The organism is Shewanella sp. S23-S33, from assembly GCF_043359565.1.
In the GTDB taxonomy this organism is placed as follows: Bacteria; Pseudomonadota; Gammaproteobacteria; order Enterobacterales; family Shewanellaceae; genus Shewanella; species Shewanella oncorhynchi.
The window spans coordinates 43,919-60,828 of record NZ_JBHFFD010000024.1 but is presented as its reverse complement, the minus strand read 5'-3'; the positions used below and the strand labels follow the sequence as shown (position 1 = coordinate 60,828).

21 protein-coding genes are annotated in these 16,910 nt (G+C 42.8%); 8 read left to right on the top strand and 13 right to left on the bottom strand.

What is annotated here, in order from left to right; translation table 11 throughout:
• Positions 1 to 65: 65 nt before the first annotated feature.
• The 5 genes from ACHA99_RS07735 to ACHA99_RS07715 form a co-directional block, all read right to left on the bottom strand.
• Complete coding sequence (locus tag ACHA99_RS07735) at positions 66 to 500, bottom strand: DUF4426 domain-containing protein (RefSeq protein ID WP_113939419.1); 435 nt, start codon at positions 498 to 500, stop codon at positions 66 to 68.
• Positions 501 to 635: 135 nt separating this feature from the next.
• The gene (gene yggU / locus ACHA99_RS07730; protein WP_219253476.1) at positions 636 to 941 is read right to left on the bottom strand and encodes a DUF167 family protein YggU; all 306 of its coding nucleotides are present in this window, start codon (positions 939 to 941) and stop codon (positions 636 to 638) included.
• Positions 941 to 1,489, bottom strand: coding sequence for a YggT family protein (locus ACHA99_RS07725; RefSeq protein WP_393942013.1), 549 nt, complete (start codon positions 1,487 to 1,489; stop codon positions 941 to 943). Before ACHA99_RS07725 ends, yggU begins: the two co-directional genes overlap by 1 nt.
• A 46-nt stretch (positions 1,490 to 1,535) precedes the next feature.
• Positions 1,536 to 2,354 carry a pyrroline-5-carboxylate reductase gene (gene proC / locus ACHA99_RS07720; RefSeq protein ID WP_393942011.1) on the bottom strand — a complete coding sequence of 273 codons (819 nt, stop codon included), beginning with the start codon at positions 2,352 to 2,354 and terminating at the stop codon, positions 1,536 to 1,538.
• Between the two features lie 216 nt (positions 2,355 to 2,570).
• A complete protein-coding gene (locus ACHA99_RS07715) occupies positions 2,571 to 3,269 on the bottom strand; it encodes a YggS family pyridoxal phosphate-dependent enzyme (RefSeq protein WP_393942009.1) in 699 nt (232 codons plus the stop codon).
• Positions 3,270 to 3,304: 35 nt separating this feature from the next.
• Here ACHA99_RS07715 and ACHA99_RS07710 point away from each other — a divergent pair, with 35 nt between their 5' ends.
• The 4 genes from ACHA99_RS07710 (at position 3,305) to hemH (ending at position 7,236) form a co-directional block, all read left to right on the top strand.
• The gene (locus tag ACHA99_RS07710; protein WP_006082517.1) at positions 3,305 to 4,342 is read left to right on the top strand and encodes a type IV pilus twitching motility protein PilT; all 1,038 of its coding nucleotides are present in this window, start codon (positions 3,305 to 3,307) and stop codon (positions 4,340 to 4,342) included.
• A gap of 9 nt (positions 4,343 to 4,351) precedes the next feature.
• Entirely contained in the window at positions 4,352 to 5,464 is a 1,113-nt protein-coding gene (locus ACHA99_RS07705) for a PilT/PilU family type 4a pilus ATPase (RefSeq protein ID WP_028761282.1), read from the top strand.
• A 186-nt stretch (positions 5,465 to 5,650) separates the two neighbouring features.
• Positions 5,651 to 6,190 (top strand): glutathione peroxidase, encoded by a 540-nt coding sequence (locus tag ACHA99_RS07700; RefSeq protein WP_393942006.1) that lies wholly within the window; start codon positions 5,651 to 5,653, stop codon positions 6,188 to 6,190.
• Between the two features lie 32 nt (positions 6,191 to 6,222).
• On the top strand, positions 6,223 to 7,236 hold the full coding sequence (gene hemH / locus ACHA99_RS07695) for a ferrochelatase (protein ID WP_393942004.1): 1,014 nt from the start codon (positions 6,223 to 6,225) through the stop codon (positions 7,234 to 7,236).
• A gap of 87 nt (positions 7,237 to 7,323) precedes the next feature.
• Here hemH and ruvX read toward each other — a convergent pair whose 3' ends face one another.
• From ruvX to ACHA99_RS07675, 4 genes are all read right to left on the bottom strand, one after another.
• Positions 7,324 to 7,749, bottom strand: coding sequence for a Holliday junction resolvase RuvX (gene ruvX, locus ACHA99_RS07690; protein WP_028761279.1), 426 nt, complete (start codon positions 7,747 to 7,749; stop codon positions 7,324 to 7,326).
• A gap of 29 nt (positions 7,750 to 7,778) precedes the next feature.
• Positions 7,779 to 8,342 (bottom strand): YqgE/AlgH family protein, encoded by a 564-nt coding sequence (locus ACHA99_RS07685; protein WP_393942002.1) that lies wholly within the window; start codon positions 8,340 to 8,342, stop codon positions 7,779 to 7,781.
• Positions 8,343 to 8,411: 69 nt separating this feature from the next.
• On the bottom strand, positions 8,412 to 8,741 hold the full coding sequence (yciH, locus tag ACHA99_RS07680) for a stress response translation initiation inhibitor YciH (protein WP_219251298.1): 330 nt from the start codon (positions 8,739 to 8,741) through the stop codon (positions 8,412 to 8,414).
• Between the two features lie 178 nt (positions 8,742 to 8,919).
• Entirely contained in the window at positions 8,920 to 9,237 is a 318-nt protein-coding gene (locus tag ACHA99_RS07675; protein WP_263162154.1) for a hypothetical protein, read from the bottom strand.
• 180 nt (positions 9,238 to 9,417) lie between these two features.
• Between ACHA99_RS07675 and ACHA99_RS07670 the strand changes: the two genes are divergently transcribed.
• Positions 9,418 to 9,978: a DUF4136 domain-containing protein gene (locus ACHA99_RS07670; RefSeq protein ID WP_028761276.1), complete on the top strand. Its 561-nt coding sequence runs from the start codon at positions 9,418 to 9,420 to the stop codon at positions 9,976 to 9,978.
• Positions 9,979 to 10,338: 360 nt separating this feature from the next.
• Entirely contained in the window at positions 10,339 to 10,980 is a 642-nt protein-coding gene (locus ACHA99_RS07665; protein WP_028761275.1) for a trimeric intracellular cation channel family protein, read from the top strand.
• A 76-nt stretch (positions 10,981 to 11,056) separates the two neighbouring features.
• Here ACHA99_RS07665 and tpx read toward each other — a convergent pair whose 3' ends face one another.
• The 3 genes from tpx to ACHA99_RS07650 all read right to left on the bottom strand — a co-directional run bounded on the left by tpx (position 11,057) and on the right by ACHA99_RS07650 (position 13,224).
• Complete coding sequence (gene tpx / locus ACHA99_RS07660) at positions 11,057 to 11,650, bottom strand: thiol peroxidase (protein ID WP_105251878.1); 594 nt, start codon at positions 11,648 to 11,650, stop codon at positions 11,057 to 11,059.
• Between the two features lie 123 nt (positions 11,651 to 11,773).
• Positions 11,774 to 12,601 (bottom strand): mechanosensitive ion channel family protein, encoded by an 828-nt coding sequence (locus ACHA99_RS07655; RefSeq protein WP_028761273.1) that lies wholly within the window; start codon positions 12,599 to 12,601, stop codon positions 11,774 to 11,776.
• Between the two features lie 32 nt (positions 12,602 to 12,633).
• Positions 12,634 to 13,224, bottom strand: a complete 591-nt coding sequence (locus tag ACHA99_RS07650; RefSeq protein WP_113939425.1) for an OmpA family protein — start codon at positions 13,222 to 13,224, stop codon at positions 12,634 to 12,636.
• 343 nt (positions 13,225 to 13,567) lie between these two features.
• Here ACHA99_RS07650 and ltaE point away from each other — a divergent pair, with 343 nt between their 5' ends.
• Positions 13,568 to 14,581 carry a low-specificity L-threonine aldolase gene (gene ltaE / locus ACHA99_RS07645; protein ID WP_393941997.1) on the top strand — a complete coding sequence of 338 codons (1,014 nt, stop codon included), beginning with the start codon at positions 13,568 to 13,570 and terminating at the stop codon, positions 14,579 to 14,581.
• A 194-nt stretch (positions 14,582 to 14,775) separates the two neighbouring features.
• Positions 14,776 to 16,251 (top strand): HDOD domain-containing protein, encoded by a 1,476-nt coding sequence (locus tag ACHA99_RS07640; RefSeq protein WP_393941995.1) that lies wholly within the window; start codon positions 14,776 to 14,778, stop codon positions 16,249 to 16,251.
• A gap of 98 nt (positions 16,252 to 16,349) precedes the next feature.
• On the opposite strand, the gene ACHA99_RS07635 is transcribed toward ACHA99_RS07640, so the two are convergent.
• Positions 16,350 to 16,898 carry a nuclear transport factor 2 family protein gene (locus tag ACHA99_RS07635; protein WP_393941993.1) on the bottom strand — a complete coding sequence of 183 codons (549 nt, stop codon included), beginning with the start codon at positions 16,896 to 16,898 and terminating at the stop codon, positions 16,350 to 16,352.
• Between the last annotated feature and the right edge of the window lie 12 nt (positions 16,899 to 16,910).

The window sequence follows — 16,910 nt, the reverse complement described above, 5'->3', positions numbered from 1 at the left end:
AGTAAAGGACAGGGAAAGGGGTTGGCGCTACAGGAAAGCAACACCAACAAAGGTATAAAATAGGTTTATTCAACGTAGAATTTTTGCTTGAACTGTAAGTTCGTGTTCAGTTGATTGCCATATTTAATTGCGATATTGAAGTTGATTTCCTGATCATCGCGGTAGGGCACTTCGGCAATGTAATAAATCGCATCACCTTCTCGGATCTCTTTAAACGTTAGATTGATTCGCGCATCTAACAAATTATTAGCAACTCCAGTAATTTCAACGGGTACTGCGGGCTTATTCGCTTCGCTAATATCTAATACGGCAATATTGATGATGCCAGTGTAGCTACTGCGCTTAATGCCATAGGATTTGGCTATGCTAGGCGTTAAAAATGTACTGCCAAGTGCCATGTAATGAATATCAAAATTGCCGACAGTTTCTTTTTGCTCGGCATTTGCAACACCGCAAAGGCTAGCCGTGAGGGCTAATACAGCGAGAAGATTACGGAACATGATGGGATACCTCATATTAGGGAATGTTGGATTATAGGGCCGCTGTGACTATTTTTTTCAATAAATTAATCGCTTTCAAAGGATTAATTCGTTTTCAGTTGTACGATTCTTTAACTGATTGATCTTTCAGATGAATTACCTTTCACTATCTTGCCCCATCAGTTCAGTAATGACACTTGGGATGATCTTAGGGTCAATAATGCGGATTTGTTTATGTCGGCCAAGTTCACCTTTTACTATGTGAATATCGCTCTTTGGCACTTTAAAAGCTTTTGCTAAGTACTTGCTTAAATGGGCATTCGCTTTGCCATCAATAGGCGGCGCGGTGATGGCTACTTTTAGCTCATCACCGTGCAATCCTACAATTTGATCTCGGCTAGCCTTAGGCTGAATGTAGAGATTGAGCAGCAAGTCACCTTGCTGCAAAGTCACTGCACTCATTAGATCACTGCCCAATAAGGGATATATTGAGCAAGTAACATATTGAGGAAATTCATACCAATAATGACCAGCATTACGGATAAATCTAAACCACCAATTGGCGGTATGATACGACGTATTGGTGCTAATACGGGTTCAGTTAACTGAACCATGATCATTACAATTGGATTATAGCCTTGGTTAAACCAGCTTAAGATTGCGCGTATTAATAGCATCCAAAACAGCAGTACCCCTGCTTTTTTGACCACAGATACAACGGCAAACAGCAAAAATAACAGTATGTCTATACCACCGCCCGCAATGAGGCTAATTAGTAGCAGCTTGGCTATCACAACCAATAATGCGAGGACGAAAGATGCGGTATCAAATCGCCCTAAGGAAGGCAAAATACGGCGCATTGGTGCGATGAGCGGGTGGGTTGCTTTAACAATAAATTGGCTAAAAGGATTGTAAAAATCAGCCCTTGCCAGTTGTAACCAAATCCGCAAAATCACCACCATCAAATAGAGATCGAATAGAGTGGTGATTAAAAAGGTAAATGCATTCATCGAGATTTCTACCTATTAAAGTTCGATATAAAAACGTGTTAGTGGATCAAAATGTTTTAGCCATTTCTTCTGCACGATTAATACAGTTTTCCATGGCTTTTTTTACTAAGCCGCGCATATCCGCAGCTTCAAATGTCGCCAGCGCCTGTGCGGTGGTGCCGCCCTTTGAAGTAACATTCTCCCTTAAATTACCTAAGGTCAGTTGTGGGTTTTGCTTTGCCATCATAGCAGCGCCAAGCGCGGCTTGCTGCACTAAACTTCTGGCTTTTGTTTCATCCATTCCCATTTCTTTGCCTGCATCTATCATAGACTCCATTAGCAAAAAGAAATAAGCCGGTGAACTGCCCGATAATGCAATCACTTGATCTAAATCTGACTCTTCATTTACCCACACTATTTCGCCGCCGCTTGACATCAAACGATCGCAAATGGCTTTCTGCTCGGTAGTAATGCTTTGAGGCGCATAGAGGCCAGTCATACCCACACTAATTTGCATCGGCGTATTTGGCATGGCGCGGATAAGCTTGATGTCTTGTGCCAGATAGTCGGTATATCGCTTTGATTTAATGCCCGCAGCGATAGTGATGACTAACTTATTCGACAGCTCGACTGTCTGTAATGCTTCACAAACTTGTTGCATCAATTGTGGTTTTACTGAAAGTACTATGACATCGGCAGCTTGCGCCGCTGCCAAATTATCCTGAGAAACCAAAATCCCAAAATCGTCTTTTAGTGCATCGAGTTTACCTTGGCTGGGATTAGTCGCTTGGATGAGTTGAGCTGGATAGCCGCTATTGACTAAGCCACTGATGATGCTGCGCGTCATATTGCCGGCACCGATAAAGCAGATTTTCTGTTGATCCATTTGATTCTCTTCAGTGTGTTAACCGTTGACTTGTAACATCTTCACCTTAAATTAAGATGATAAAACGGTTAGTCATTTGAATGACTGAGCCTGATTATCGACTCTCGCTAATTGCTCTTAAATCGTTAATGTTCGGTGTTCTTAAATACAGTATTTGGGTATAAAGAGCTAAAAACAAGGTTAAACTGACTTCTAACTAAATGCCTAAAGTGGATTTTACGCAGCGTAATTGCGCTCACCAAAAATGGCACTGCCAATACGCACCATAGTTGAACCGCAGCTAATCGCTGTATCTAGGTCATTACTCATCCCCATTGAAAGCGTATCTACTGCGGGATAATGCGATTTAAGTTCTTGAAATAGATTGTTTAACATGGAAAACTCTTTAAGCTGTAACTCTGTATCCGCGGTTGCCGTTGGAATTGCCATTAGGCCCCTCAGTGCTAAGTTAGGTAGCTGAGTTATCAGTTCGGCCAGTGGCAGCATTTGAGCCGCATCTATGCCAGATTTTGTGTCTTCAGCACTGATATTAATTTGAATACAGACGTTTAATGGCGCCAATTCGGCCGGACGTTGCTCATTGAGACGTAGGGCAATTTTGTCGCGTGAGAGGGTATGCATCCAATCGAAATGCTGGGCTACTATGCTGGTTTTATTGGATTGGAGTGGGCCGATAAAATGCCACTCTATGTCCGGGTAATCCCCCTTGAGCGCAGTAATTTTTTCAGCGCCTTCTTGGACATAGTTTTCGCCAAAGCAACGCTGACCCGCTTGGTAGGCTGCTATAATGTCTTCAATAGGTTTAGTCTTGCTGACGGCAAGTAAGCGAATACTGCTGGGGTGGCGGACACATTTTTGCGCTGCTTGTGTGATCCTGCGCTGGGCGATTGCGAGTCTGTCTGCTATTGTTGTCATGATGTAATTATCTAGTTGCAAGGATATCCCAAACGATGGAAATCACTGAGTTATTGGCATTTAGTGTAAAACACAAAGCCTCGGATCTACACCTTTCTGCAGGGATATCTCCCATGATCCGTGTTGACGGTGAAGTGAGAAAAATTAACCTGCCCGCGCTCGATCATCAAGGTGTACACAGTTTAGTGTACGACATAATGAATGATAAGCAGCGCAAGGACTACGAAGAACATTTAGAAATCGATTTCTCGTTCGAAGTCCCTAATCTTGCACGCTTTCGTGTTAACGCATTCAATCAATCCCGTGGTGCAGCGGCTGTGTTTCGTACCATTCCAAGTGACATTTTGTCACTTGAGCAATTAGGTGCGCCGGAAATTTTTAAAAAAATTGCCAGTTTCCCTCGCGGGTTGGTGCTAGTGACTGGACCTACGGGGTCGGGTAAGAGTACCACACTTGCCGCTATGGTGGATTACGTGAATGAAAATCGACATGATCATATCTTAACCATTGAAGATCCTATCGAATTCGTTCACCAAAATAAGCAATGTTTGATTAACCAACGTGAAGTTCACCGCCATACCCACAGCTTTAATGCGGCGCTTAGAAGCGCACTGCGTGAAGACCCAGACGTGATTTTAGTCGGTGAGATGCGTGACCTTGAGACCATCCGTTTGGCTATGACCGCCGCTGAAACAGGCCACTTAGTGTTTGGTACCTTGCATACTACTTCTGCCGCGAAAACGATTGACCGTGTGGTCGACGTATTCCCTGCTGGTGAAAAAGACATGGTGCGCACTATGTTGTCTGAATCGCTGCAAGCGGTTATTTCGCAAACCCTGATTAAAAAGGTGGGAGGAGGCCGTGTCGCCGCCCATGAAATCATGATGGGCACGCCCGCTATTCGCAACTTAATTCGTGAAGACAAAGTGGCGCAGATGTATTCGGCAATTCAAACAGGTATGGCCCATGGAATGCAGACCTTAGAGCAATGTTTACAGAACTTAGTCAATCGCGGTCTTATCACTCGTGAAGATGCAATGGCGAAAAGTTCGAATAAACAAGCGACATTTTAAGGATTTATGATGGATGTTCGTCCGTTTTTAAAAGTGATAGTGGAACGCAAAGCCTCCGACTTGTTCATCACTGCGGGTTTTCCGCCGAGTGCCAAGATTGACGGTGAATTGCGTCCCTTGGCAGAAAGTGCGTTTACACCAGCACAATCCCTGGATTTTGTTGAGTCGTTAATGACTGAGGCTCAGAAGCAAGAGTTTCATTCCACTCGTGAGTGTAACTTCGCTTTTGCGGCAAAGGATTTAGGTCGTTTTCGGGTGAGCGCTTTTTGGCAGCGTGAATCGCCTGGCTGCGTGATGCGCCGTATTGAGACTAAAATCCCTGATGTCGATGATTTAAAATTGCCGCCTATTCTAAAAGATCTGGTGATGAGCAAACGTGGCCTCATCATTATGGTAGGCGGAACGGGAACGGGTAAGTCAACGTCTTTGGCGGCCTTGGTGGGTTATCGCAATGGTCATGCTCGTGGGCATATTTTGACTATTGAAGATCCGGTTGAATTCGTTCATGACCACAGAAAAAGCATAATCACTCAGCGAGAAGTGGGTATAGATACTGAGTCTTTTGATGCGGCGCTAAAAAGCTCCCTTCGCCAAGCTCCCGATGTGATCTTGATTGGTGAAATTCGTACCCAAGAGACGATGGAGTTTGCGCTGTCATTTGCAGAAACGGGTCACCTTTGTATGGCAACCTTGCATGCCAACAACGCCAACCAAGCGTTAGACCGGATTATGCATCTCGTGCCTGAGAGTAAGCATCAACAGTTATTGTTCGATTTATCATTGAATTTACGCGGTATTGTGGCGCAGCAATTGATACCGAAAGTCGATGGCACAGGGCGTCGCGCCGCGATTGAAGTATTGATTAACACCCCAAGGGTGGCGAGTTTAATTGCGAAGAACGAGCTGCATTTGCTCAAAGAAACCATGGCAAAATCCAACGAGCAGGGCATGCAGACGTTCGATCAGGCCTTGCTGAAACTTTATGTCGATGGCGAGATTAGTTACGCCGATGCGCTGCACCATGCTGATTCACCAAACGATTTACGTTTGATGATTAAATTGCAGAATAAAGAATCCACGGGCTCAGGTTTTATGGAAGGTGTCACCTTAGACATGGACTAGCGTGATAGTCCGGTTCTGGGTTAGGCAGCTCTTTATGGGCTGCTTTTTGTTTGTGTATTAGATTTTCGTTCAGCTCAATCGGTTCTACTTCATCGCTATGTTGCCATTATCCATAGCTTTTATTTTTTAATTCAATATGATCTTTACCTAGTGCGTTTACGTAATGTACTGGTAAAGGAGAAAGCAATGAAAAAATTACCTATGATATTCGCTATGACAGCGAGCTTGACGAGTGTTGGCGCTATGGCGGCCACTTGTCCCGAGTATCTGAACCTTGAAGTACGAAAATTACATTCTGAAGAGACGGTTAATCTGTGTGAATTGACTCAGGGAAAACCAGTGTTGATTGTTAACACGGCCAGTAACTGTGGTTACACCCCGCAGTTTAAAGCGCTCGAAACATTGCATGAAAACTACAAAGATAAAGGCTTAGTGGTCATTGGTTTCCCATCGGATGATTTTTTCCAAGAAGAAAATGATGAGAAAGATACGGCTAAGGTGTGTTACATCAATTACGGTGTCACCTTTACTATGCTGTCAACATCGCCAGTACGTGGTAGTGACGCTAATAGTGTCTTCAAATACTTAGCTGAAAAAACTGGTGCGCCTAAGTGGAATTTTTATAAGTATGTTGTCAGCGGTGATGGTGCGGTTGTGCAACAGTTCAATTCTAAAGTGAAGCCAGATAGTGAAGAGCTTAAGCAAGCGATAGAATCTGTACTTTAATCTTACGAATATTTATTAATTAAGAGGCTGTTTTGGCTAAATTTTCAGGCTTATCCAAAGAAGTTGGACACGGGCAGCGCGGCAAAGTAGGCGTGTTGTTGTTGAATTTAGGTACTCCAGATGAACCCACTGCATCTGCTGTTAGACGTTATCTTGCAGAGTTTTTAGCGGATCCCCGAGTCGTCGAAATTCCTAAATTAGTATGGATGATTATTTTACACGGGATTATTTTGCGGGTACGCCCAGCAAAATCGGCGGCGTTATACCAGAAGGTATGGACAGCGGCAGGTTCTCCGTTGATGGACATTAGTTTGCGTCAAACGGCGAAGTTAGCGGATAAACTTAAAGCTGATAACTATGATGTTTCTGTGCATTTAGCCATGCGTTACGGTAATCCGTCGGTTGCTAGCACCTTGCAGACTATGCATCAAAATGGCATAGATAAAATCGTGGTGTTACCTCTGTATCCCCAATATGCGGCGCCAACCACAGGTTCTGCATTTGATGCGATTGCGGCTGAGTTGTCCAAGTGGCGCTATATTCCAGCACTGCATTTTATTAATACTTATCATGACAATGCTGACTTTATTAACGCGTTAGCTAATTCGATCACGGCTGATTTTGAAGCCCATGGTAAACCGCAAAAATTGGTGTTGTCTTACCATGGTATGCCTGAGCGTAATTTGCATTTAGGCGATCCTTATTACTGCTTCTGTATGAAAACGACTCGACTTGTCACCGAAAAGCTTGGGTTAGGTAAAGATGAGTTTGTCATGACTTTCCAATCGCGTTTCGGTAAAGCCAAATGGCTACAACCTTATACCGATGCGACTTTGAAAGCGTTGCCGCAACAAGGCGTGCGTGATATTGCTATCGTCTGCCCAGCTTTTAGCGCCGATTGTTTAGAAACGCTGGAAGAAATTGTTGGTGAGAATGGTCATCTCTTTGCCGAGGCGGGTGGTGAGAAGTTCCGTTACATCGCTGCACTAAACGATGATGATGCACACATTACTATGATGGCCAACTTAGTGAAGCCACATTTTTGATCTGGTAATTTATCGGGTTAAACATCAAACTAAAAGGATAAGGCAACTTATCCTTTTCTTTTTTTTGTAGTTTTATTTATTGTGGCATTACTTGCTGAAGTTATTTTCGAAGTAGCTTTCGATGATAAGGACTGCAGACACCGCATCGACTTGACCTTTGGTCAGTGCCTTAAACCCGCCCAATTCGAATAATCTTGCCTTAGCATCAGTGGTAGTTAATCGCTCATCTTGAGTGGCAATTTTGACTTTGAACTTAGCATTGATGCGATTAGCAAATTTACGCGCCCTGTGGGTCATATCTTGCTCTGTACCATCCATGTTTAAGGGCAGACCAACGACGACTAAGTCGGGTTGCCACTCTTTGATTAAATCGCCTATCTGATCCCAATTTGGGATACCATCGACGGCTTTGAGTGACAATAATGGTGTGGCGCTGGCGGTGATTTCTTGGCCTATAGCTACACCAATGCTTTTAGTGCCAAAATCAAAGCCTAATACGGTTTTCGAATTCATAGTGTGCGGACTTATATTAATAAATAGGCTTAAGCGTGACCCGCTTGAGCTGAAACTTGCCAAGCATCAAATCCGAGAGCACGGCTGGCCTGTGGCCAACGGTTTTCGTGTTTAATGTCAAACAAGAGCGCATTCGTTGCTGGAATAGTGAGCCAAGAATTATCGGCAAGCTCTTGTTCGAGCTGATCTTTACTCCACCCTGCATAACCTAATGCGACGAGGAACTTCTCGGGCGATCTATTGCTTCCAATCGCGGTTAACACATCACGGGAAGTGGTTAGCATTAAACCACAACCCAGATCTGTGCTATTGGCCCAATAAGGCTGAGAGGTATGCAGCACAAAGCCGCGATCTTGGGAGACGGGGCCGCCCATCATGACATTGGTATTGAGCACTAAATCCGCGGAGACTTGCTCTGCTGGCAAATCCATTTGTTCTAATAGCGAATTAACTTCGATACCGAGCGGTTTATTGATCACCAGTCCCATGGCGCCTTTGGTATCATGTTCACAGATATAAATGACTGAGCGTTCAAAAAACGTGCCGTGTAGTGAGGGCATGGCAATTAAGAAATGGTTCTGCAAACTCTCCATTAAACTACTCCGTTTGATGTGGCTAAGTTGATCTAGCTTGCTGCTATATTATTGCTAAGTCGGGCGAGATTAACCGCCAGCTAATTTAACTTTGTAGTTTTGTTTCTCAAGTAATAGCTTTAATTGCTCACGGTTGTCCGTTTGGACCTCAATAGTGAAATCTTTAACCGTACCACCACAACCACATTGTTTCTTAAGGGCTTGTGCCATTGCTTTTAACGCTGCTTCATCGAGACCTAGGCCTGAGATAATCGAAACGCCTTTGCCTTTGCGGCCCTTACTGTCTCTATGGATCCTGACTATACCGTCGGATTCAGGAATCACTTTAGTGACGGGCTCTGCATTTATACGGCCTTTGTCGGTGCTGTACACTAAGGATACATTAGGATCTGCTTTCATAGATTTCATTCATTGGTGTTAAAAGATGACTTATACCCGTTCAGTTTATCAAATTTGCAGGGGTTCTGGGAGGTAAAAAAAGACCACTTGAGGATTATCCTTAAGTGGTCTGAACAAAATGCTAACTCTTTGCAGGGAAGTAAGCATATTTTTGAAAAAGGGAGCGTTATCAGCCGTTTTAATTTATGCGCATAAAGACCATGACGATCAGCGCTACTGCAGTCAGTAAGGCGCTGGGCATAATAAATTTATGCAGCTTAGGTAACGCAATTAAGCAGGCGGTAGTTACAAAACCAAATGCGGCGACTGTGGCATAGTTAGTGCCATTAGCAATGGTATCAATAACCAACCAGCCAAGGACTAGGAGGGGTAATATCAGTAAACTGGTAGGCAAGTGACGTTTTATTTTGGCGTTATTCGCTTCGAGAGAAATTTTTTCTGGTGCAAGGAAAAAAATGGCAGATGCAACCATAAATGCGCTAATAAACCAGTACATTTCAATACCTCCCCTAAATCTCAATTGATAATCATTATCATCTTTGACTTTGCTGAAGTCAAGCTGAATGAGATGCTGCTTTTTAATCAATTGAGTTGTAGATTAGGCTATTGCTCTGTAAGCTAAATTCATATCTCTGATACTTGTCTTTGTTCGGGTCGAACATCTGAGGAAATTAAGATGAAAAATATTTTTGTAGCATTAGCTGTGTTGGCACTCAGTGCCTGTAGTTCGATGAAGTCTGGTTGGGATTTTGACCCTAGCGCAAATTTTACCCAATATAAAACCTATGCTTGGGTTGCTCAGAAAACGGATTCTGCCGGATATCATCTAGATGGCTTGATGGATCAACGGGTCAGAGAAGCGGTGAATAGCCAGTTAGCGAGTAAGGGGATGACATTAGTTGATGCAAAAGATGCTGATGTACTTGTTAATTATCTGACCAAAGTTGATAAGAAGATTAATGTTGATACCTTCAATAGTAATTTTGGCTACAACCCATACTATGGTCCAGGATGGGGTTGGGGCGGCAATATGCAGACCCAAACCACAGTAAGAGAATATGAAGTCGGCACCCTGATTATTGATTTGGTTGATAATAAAACCACTAAACTGATCTGGCGTGGTTCTGTTGCCGATACCATTCGCGACAAAAATACCCCAGAAGAAAGAGTACAGATCATCAATCAAGCTGTGGGCAGTGTGATGGCAAATTATCCCCCTAAGCCTGACACTAAGTAGTCCTGACTCAGTTTGAATAAAAATTAAGCGGCCTGAGGGCCGCTTTTTTGTGGCTGATTTTTATGCGTTTTGCCCATTCGATTAGATGATCTGCAGTTATTTATCATCTGATTGGATTTACGTTATTAATACTTATTAAAAATTCTATTTTCATAGATGACAATGTGAAGGTAACATTTTTATAACTGACTATTTTGTATAATATTTATCCTATAACTTAATAAAATTATAGGAATCTGCATCAGATTATTAATAGGATGATGAATTAATTTTTCTAATGATGAATTCAAAATAAAATCATTATAGAACTGAGAGGTTATCAGGCAGAATCAATTCTTTGAGTTGTTGGTAGTAGCAAAGATGCATGAGACGCAGATTATTGGATTACTTTGGCTGATTGGGATTATTGCCGAGGCGATGACGGGCGCTCTGGCGGCTGGCCGCAAGCAGATGGATTTGTTTGGTGTGGTGATCATTGGCTGCGCAACGGCAATTGGTGGCGGCACACTAAGGGATATGATGCTCGGAAATTACCCCTTAATTTGGGTTGAGCATGTGCATTACCTTATTGCGATTGCATTCGCTTCTTTGCTCACTGTCGCTATCGCCCCTGTGATGCGTTATCTGTCTAAGTTATTTTTGGCTATTGATGCTTTAGGCTTAGCCGTATTCTCCATTGTGGGCGCACAAAAGACGTTAATGCTGGGATTTAGCCCAACAATTGCCGTAGTCATGGGATTGGTCACAGGTGTCTTTGGTGGCGTTATCCGCGATATTCTGTGTAACCAAGTGCCTTTGATTTTTAAGAAAGAACTCTATGCGGTGATTTCACTACTGACGGCAGGCTTGTATATCGTCTTAAAAGCCTATCAGTTAACGGAATGGATTAATCTGGTTATTTGTTTAAGCGTTGGTTTTAGCTTACGGATGTTGGCGCTGCGATATCATTGGTCTATGCCAACCTTTGACTACCAATCCAGTGGCGATCAGCATACACATTAAATCGTAAAACCAAATCGTAGAAATAGAACCGTTAAACAAAAGGGCAGCTAAGGCTGCCCTGTTTTTTAGCGGTGAATTACTGCTGGGCTTGAAGGGTTTTCAAGGCTTCAAGGGCAGCATCATAGTTAGGATGCTCTGTGATGTTTGGTACTAACTCTTGGTATTGGAGCTTACCTTCTGCATCTATGATGAAAATGGCTCTAGCCAGCAAGCCATAATCTTGAATTAACAAACCATACTTTTCACCAAAATCACGCCACACGCTATCTGATAGCACTTTGATTTTATCTACGTTTTCCACTTTACAGAAACGCTTTTGTGCGAAGGGTAAATCGGTACTGATCGTTAGCATGATGACGTCATCGGAAAAATGGCCAACTTCGCTGTTGAAGCGCTTCGTCTGCAGTGCGCAAACACCTGTATCTAGGCTTGGCACGGCACTTATCAGTACAGTTTTACCCTTAAAATCACTTAGCATCACTGGCGTGAAATGCTCATCAACGACTTTAAACCCCGGCGCCATTTGCGACAATTTTGGTCTTTTCCCTTCTAAGGTGACTGTTTTTTCACCCATTAAAACCTGTGTTTTCTCACTGGCGAGTGTATTGGGACTCATCAGTACTAGGCTATAAATACAGCTTGCGGCTAAAAATGAAACATATTTTTGCATTGGATTTCCTCACACATGAATATCTGTGCCTTCGCTAATATCTGTCCATTAAGGTACGCTAAAATGATGCGTAGAACCATAAAAAAAGGTCGGTAATTACCGACCTTTTTTATCCATTAATTGTTATTTGCTTAGCGGTAATTCTTTGACATGGATATCCATTTGTGGGAATGGAATACCGATATCTGCAGCGTCTAATGCATTTTTTATTTGCTCAAGCAGTTGGAAACGTGCAGTCCAATAATCAGATGTTTTTACCCAAGGACGAACCACGAAATTGATTGAAGAGCTAGCCAATTCAGAAAGTCCAACTGTATATGCTGGATCTTTTAACACATACTGGTTGTTATCTAAAATATCGGTCAATACTTTTTTAGTGAGTGCGATATCAGCGGAATAAGATACACCAATCACTAAATCGATACGGCGACTATCCATCGCTGAGTAGTTAGTGATAGTGCCATTCATGATAGATGAGTTTGGCGCTACGATAACTTTATTATCAGGAGTGCGAAGCTTGGTTGAGAATATGGTTATTTCATCAACAGTGCCGGCGATACCTGCAGCTTCAATATAGTCACCTACGCGGCAAGGGCGGAATAACACCATTAATACACCCGATGCAAAATTAGACAGAGAACCTTGTAGCGCTAAGCCTATTGCTAAACCTGCAGCACCGATAACGGCTACCAGTGATGCGGTTTGTACGCCAATTTGGCCTAACGTAGCAATAACCGCGAAAACAAATACCACTGCCCAAGCGAGGTTTGCGACAAATGAAACGACTGTCGGATCAACTTTACGGCTGTTAAGTAATTTACGAACAAGCTTCTGCGCTACGCCTGCAAAGTATTTACCAACAAAGAAGATGATAATGGCGAATAATGTTTTTAAGCCATAAGTCACAATCAGATCTGGTGCTTGCTTTAATAAACCTTCGAGGTTTTCCATTGAATAACTCCCTAAATATACGCTAACAAAAACTATTTATTATTGACGATAAATTCTACTCGCCGATTTAAACTGCGCCCTTCGCTAGAACGGTTGTCCGCTACAGGTTCAGATATACCTTTACCTATTACGGTAAAGCGATTTGGATTAAAGCCATAATCTTCAACCAAAATACGTTTTACATTTTGAGCCCGTTGAAGTGATAGTTGATAATTAAACTCTGGTGTACCAACGATATCTGTGTGGCCTACTAAGGTTAATTCAGCATCATTTGTTTCTAAGAATGCTTTTACTAAGGCTAAAGTTTTCCATTGAGAAAAGTCAACCTCGGCAATGGCAAATTCAAAATACACCATAGCTGCAGAAATATTATGACAATCTGTGTTTAACTCAGCATTTGAATGACTCATATCGCAAACTGGTGATGCAGTCATTTCCACAGCGGCTTCTTCCACACAACCATTAGCCATAACAGGTGTATTTGGCTCTGTGTTAGGACAGGCATCTTTGATATCTGGCACTCCATCTCGGTCAGTGTCAGACCAAGCAAATACCTGTGATGTTAGGCTTAAACTTAATAGCAAAAGCGCTAGCTGAATCCATCGAGATTGGGAGTTTTTCACTACAAATCACCTATTGAACGATAAGTATTAGTCAAAATTACTAAAGCGATCGCATTGTTGTAGCATGACCATCTTAGTGTGGCATTCTAACGAGTAAGACTCTTTTCGCCAAGCTAAACGCGTACAAGCGTCCATACATCGACAGATAGATATCGGCAAGATCTTGAGTATATTTATGTTTTTATTAGTAGATGTCAGTATGTCGATACTTGCTTCAAGTATATGCGAGGTTCTACATCGGTAAATTTGTCGACAAGTATGACGATAAACTATACAAAATAAGCCTTTAGCGCTAGAGTCTTGAGCCCATTATGCGCCAACCAAACTTTAAGTTGAGGACAAGATGATAGATTTACGCAGTGATACTGTTACCCAGCCAACAGCAGCCATGCGGTTAGCCATGTCCAGAGCCGAAGTGGGTGATGATGTTTACGGTGATGACCCTACGATAAATAGTTTGCAGGATATGGCTGCGGAGATGTTTGGCTTTGAAAGTGCATTATTTACCTGTTCGGGTACTCAAGCAAATTTATTGGCTTTGATGGCCCATTGTGATCGTGGAGATGAGTACCTGTGCGGTCAGCAGGCTCACAATTATAAGTTCGAGGGCGGCGGCGCCGCTGTCCTAGGCAGCATTCAACCTCAACCTTTAATGAATCAATTAGATGGCACAATTGCATTAGCTGACATTGAAGCCGCAATTAAGCCTGATGATATCCATTTTGCTCGTACTCGTTTGCTTAGTTTAGAGAATACGATTGGCGGTAAGGTTCTCCCGCAAAGCTATTTGGCGGACGCGCAGGCATTAGCCTTTAATCGCGGATTAAAAATTCATTTAGATGGTGCGCGAGTTGCCAATGCTGCGGTTGCGCAGAATATTGCAATAAGTGATATCACGGCGCACTTTGATTCAGTGTCGATTTGTTTATCCAAAGGATTATGTGCGCCAGTCGGCTCATTACTCTTAGGTGATGAACGCTTGATTAAGAAAGCCATTCGTTGGCGTAAAATGCTTGGTGGTGGCATGCGTCAAGCTGGGATACTTGCCGCTGCGGGTAAGCTTGCTTTAACTGATCAAGTACAACGGCTGAGTGAAGATCATGACAATGCAGCGTACTTAGCTCGGCAGTTGGCAGAATTCAGTGAGTTCGAGGTCAATTTAGCCGCAGTACAAACTAATATGTTATTTGCTACATTAGCACCCCATATTGATGCGAACTTATTGGCTAAACACTGTCGAGCGGAAGGCATCCTGATAAGCCCAGGGCGTACGCTTCGGCTTGTGACTCATAAAGATGTCAGCCGTCAGGACATAGATAAAGTGTTGCGTGTTGTTAAGCAGTACCTCAAAGCCTAAGTGTGGATTGATTTCCGGTTTTACTGAAATGCCCGAGCTTTGTCTTGGGCATTTTTATAGGCAGATATTGCTTAATGTTGAATTATTAAGCAATTAATGAATGATTTTCTAAAACAAGCTTTAGACAACAGGCGAAATGTTTGTGTTTATCTATACTAAAAACAACAAGATTATATCGCTAAGGTAACTTTAGGTTGAAACCTAATAACAATACTAATAAAGGGGTCGATTATTGGACAAATCGGATCAGTGAATTGGAAATGCCAGCACTGTGTTCGACTGTTAAATCGCTAGAAAAGCTCGCCAAGGATGACGTTTCCTCTCTCGCATTACTCGGGCGTAGCGTGATGCACGATAACGCCTTAACCTCTCGTATTCTTCGAGTTGCTAATAGCGCTATTTACCATAAAGGTAGTAGCCAAATCTCCACTGTCAGCCGAGCGGCTATAGTGCTTGGTTTCGATGCGGTGCGAAATATCTGTATCACAGCCAAGTTACTCTCAAGCTTGTTAGAGAGTAAAAATTTGGCACCTAACGTATATCAAAGATTAATAAAGTTGATGGCTAAAGCATTTCAAGCCGCCATGATTGCACGGATGATGTTGAGCCATTATGACGAAGAAATGCAGGAAGAAGCTTTTATAGCCTCTTTACTGTATCACATAGGTGAGAGCGCTTTTTGGAGTATTGGTGGTGAGTTCACCGAAGAGTTAGATCTAAAACTACGTGAATGTGCAACGCCAGCAGAGGAACGAAGTATAACCCGCGAAGCCCTCGGCACTTCTTTTTCACTATTAACTCAAAGTATTGCCCGCAATTGGGGATTGGGAGAACTGTTGGTCCATGCAGTTAATAATCCTGAAGACCAAAGACCTGAAATTCGGTCTATTTTTATTGCGGATAAGCTCTGCGATATTTTATCTCAACCTAATCTTGATAAGCAGGAATTAGGGAAACGTATCACGCAAGCGGCGAGTTTTACTGGACTAGAAGAAAATGAGTTTATGGTGCGGATGCAACGCTGTGCAAATGCGACCCATAAGTTAGCTGAAGTATATGGTGCTAAGGTGTTGCTAGACTATCTACCAGATCCTAAGCGTATGGTCACAGTTAAACCTGTTCCACTTCCCATTCCGTTAGATATGCCTGTCTATCAAGTTAACTTGAATATTCAGTTAGCTAAGCTACGAGAATTAACAGGCTTCGCCATTAATAAAGCCGATTTTAACCAAATCATGCAAACGGTTCTCGAAGGTATGCTTGAGGGCGTTGGCGTTGATCGGTGCGGCGTGCTGTTATTGTCGCCAAGCCGTAAACAACTTCAACCTAGAGTGATATTAGGTCGTGATGCAGATGCAATTAAGCAAGAGTTTATTATCGATTTGAGCGATAGGCGGGGATTATTTTACCAAGCGATGGAGCATAAGTTACCGCTTTGGGTAGATGATCCTAGCTCTAAGAAATGGCAAGAGCAGTGTAAAGAATTACAAGCGCGACATGTGTCACGTCAAGGCTTTTTATTGGCGCCATTATTAGTCGATAGTAAAGTGATCGGGTTTTATTACGCGGATAGGGGCCCTTCGGAAAGGGCATTTGAAGACGTGGATTTTCAAAGTTTCATCCACTTCTCCCAATTAGCTAATGTGTGTTTTACTGTGTCTCTGAGATAGTGGTATAACTTAATAAATTGTTTTTTTTAATAATTTAATTTCAAGCTGTATTCTTTCGAAATTGCACTCTTTCAAACCGTATTTTGGGGAGTGCTGCGCTATTGTTTGTTTACGGCTTTAATCTCGGCAGTTATTTGATTGGCTACCTCATTAGGAATGGGAAAGCTTAAATGGTATTGCGCTATTTCCCAGTTGCCATTGGTTTTGATTAAAGTGCCTGTTCCTCGACTGACGCCATAGGCTGGACTATTTAATAACTCGTCAAACAATATGACATTGCCGTGTTGGATTAAATGACGCTCAGTTAAATCATAGCGCCAACCTTTTGTGGGGCGGGAGTAACGTTCAAATTCCGCCATTCCCCAGCGCTCACTCGCATCCGTGCCAATAAAAATGCCGTCTTTTCGGTACAGGGCAAAGTATTTATCCCAATTGGCATCGCTTGAATATTGGTTGAGTAAATCTAATACGTGAGCCGCCGCTTGTTGATCAGGATTCGAAGTCGTTTGAGTGCTTTGTGTTAGCGAGTCCTGTGCCTGTACGCTTACATTAAGGCCGCCAAGCATTAACGCGCTGAGCAGTAACCCCAAGGTAGCGCGATGAATATTGGAACCTTTAACTGAGAATGCATGAGTGTCTTTGAGCATTTTGCGTGCCTC

Bases quoted from the DNA above. Each gene is read 5' to 3' on its own strand.
- ACHA99_RS07655 (WP_028761273.1), bottom strand. From the start codon at position 12,601: ATGGAAAACCTCGAAGGTTTATTAAAGCAAGCACCAGATCTGATTGTG.
- yciH (WP_219251298.1), bottom strand. From the start codon at position 8,741: ATGAAAGCAGATCCTAATGTATCCTTAGTGTACAGCACCGACAAAGGC.
- ACHA99_RS07685 (WP_393942002.1), bottom strand. From the start codon at position 8,342: ATGGAGAGTTTGCAGAACCATTTCTTAATTGCCATGCCCTCACTACAC.
- ltaE (WP_393941997.1), top strand. From the start codon at position 13,568: ATGATAGATTTACGCAGTGATACTGTTACCCAGCCAACAGCAGCCATG.
- ACHA99_RS07675 (WP_263162154.1), bottom strand. From the start codon at position 9,237: ATGTACTGGTTTATTAGCGCATTTATGGTTGCATCTGCCATTTTTTTC.
- ACHA99_RS07725 (WP_393942013.1), bottom strand. From the start codon at position 1,489: ATGAATGCATTTACCTTTTTAATCACCACTCTATTCGATCTCTATTTG.
- ACHA99_RS07710 (WP_006082517.1), top strand. From the start codon at position 3,305: ATGGAAATCACTGAGTTATTGGCATTTAGTGTAAAACACAAAGCCTCG.
- ACHA99_RS07705 (WP_028761282.1), top strand. From the start codon at position 4,352: ATGGATGTTCGTCCGTTTTTAAAAGTGATAGTGGAACGCAAAGCCTCC.
- tpx (WP_105251878.1), bottom strand. From the start codon at position 11,650: ATGCAAAAATATGTTTCATTTTTAGCCGCAAGCTGTATTTATAGCCTA.
- ACHA99_RS07700 (WP_393942006.1), top strand. From the start codon at position 5,651: ATGAAAAAATTACCTATGATATTCGCTATGACAGCGAGCTTGACGAGT.
- ACHA99_RS07715 (WP_393942009.1), bottom strand. From the start codon at position 3,269: ATGACAACAATAGCAGACAGACTCGCAATCGCCCAGCGCAGGATCACA.
- yggU (WP_219253476.1), bottom strand. From the start codon at position 941: ATGAGTGCAGTGACTTTGCAGCAAGGTGACTTGCTGCTCAATCTCTAC.
- ruvX (WP_028761279.1), bottom strand. From the start codon at position 7,749: ATGAATTCGAAAACCGTATTAGGCTTTGATTTTGGCACTAAAAGCATT.
- ACHA99_RS07670 (WP_028761276.1), top strand. From the start codon at position 9,418: ATGAAAAATATTTTTGTAGCATTAGCTGTGTTGGCACTCAGTGCCTGT.
- ACHA99_RS07635 (WP_393941993.1), bottom strand. From the start codon at position 16,898: ATGCTCAAAGACACTCATGCATTCTCAGTTAAAGGTTCCAATATTCAT.
- ACHA99_RS07735 (WP_113939419.1), bottom strand. From the start codon at position 500: ATGTTCCGTAATCTTCTCGCTGTATTAGCCCTCACGGCTAGCCTTTGC.
- proC (WP_393942011.1), bottom strand. From the start codon at position 2,354: ATGGATCAACAGAAAATCTGCTTTATCGGTGCCGGCAATATGACGCGC.
- ACHA99_RS07665 (WP_028761275.1), top strand. From the start codon at position 10,339: ATGCATGAGACGCAGATTATTGGATTACTTTGGCTGATTGGGATTATT.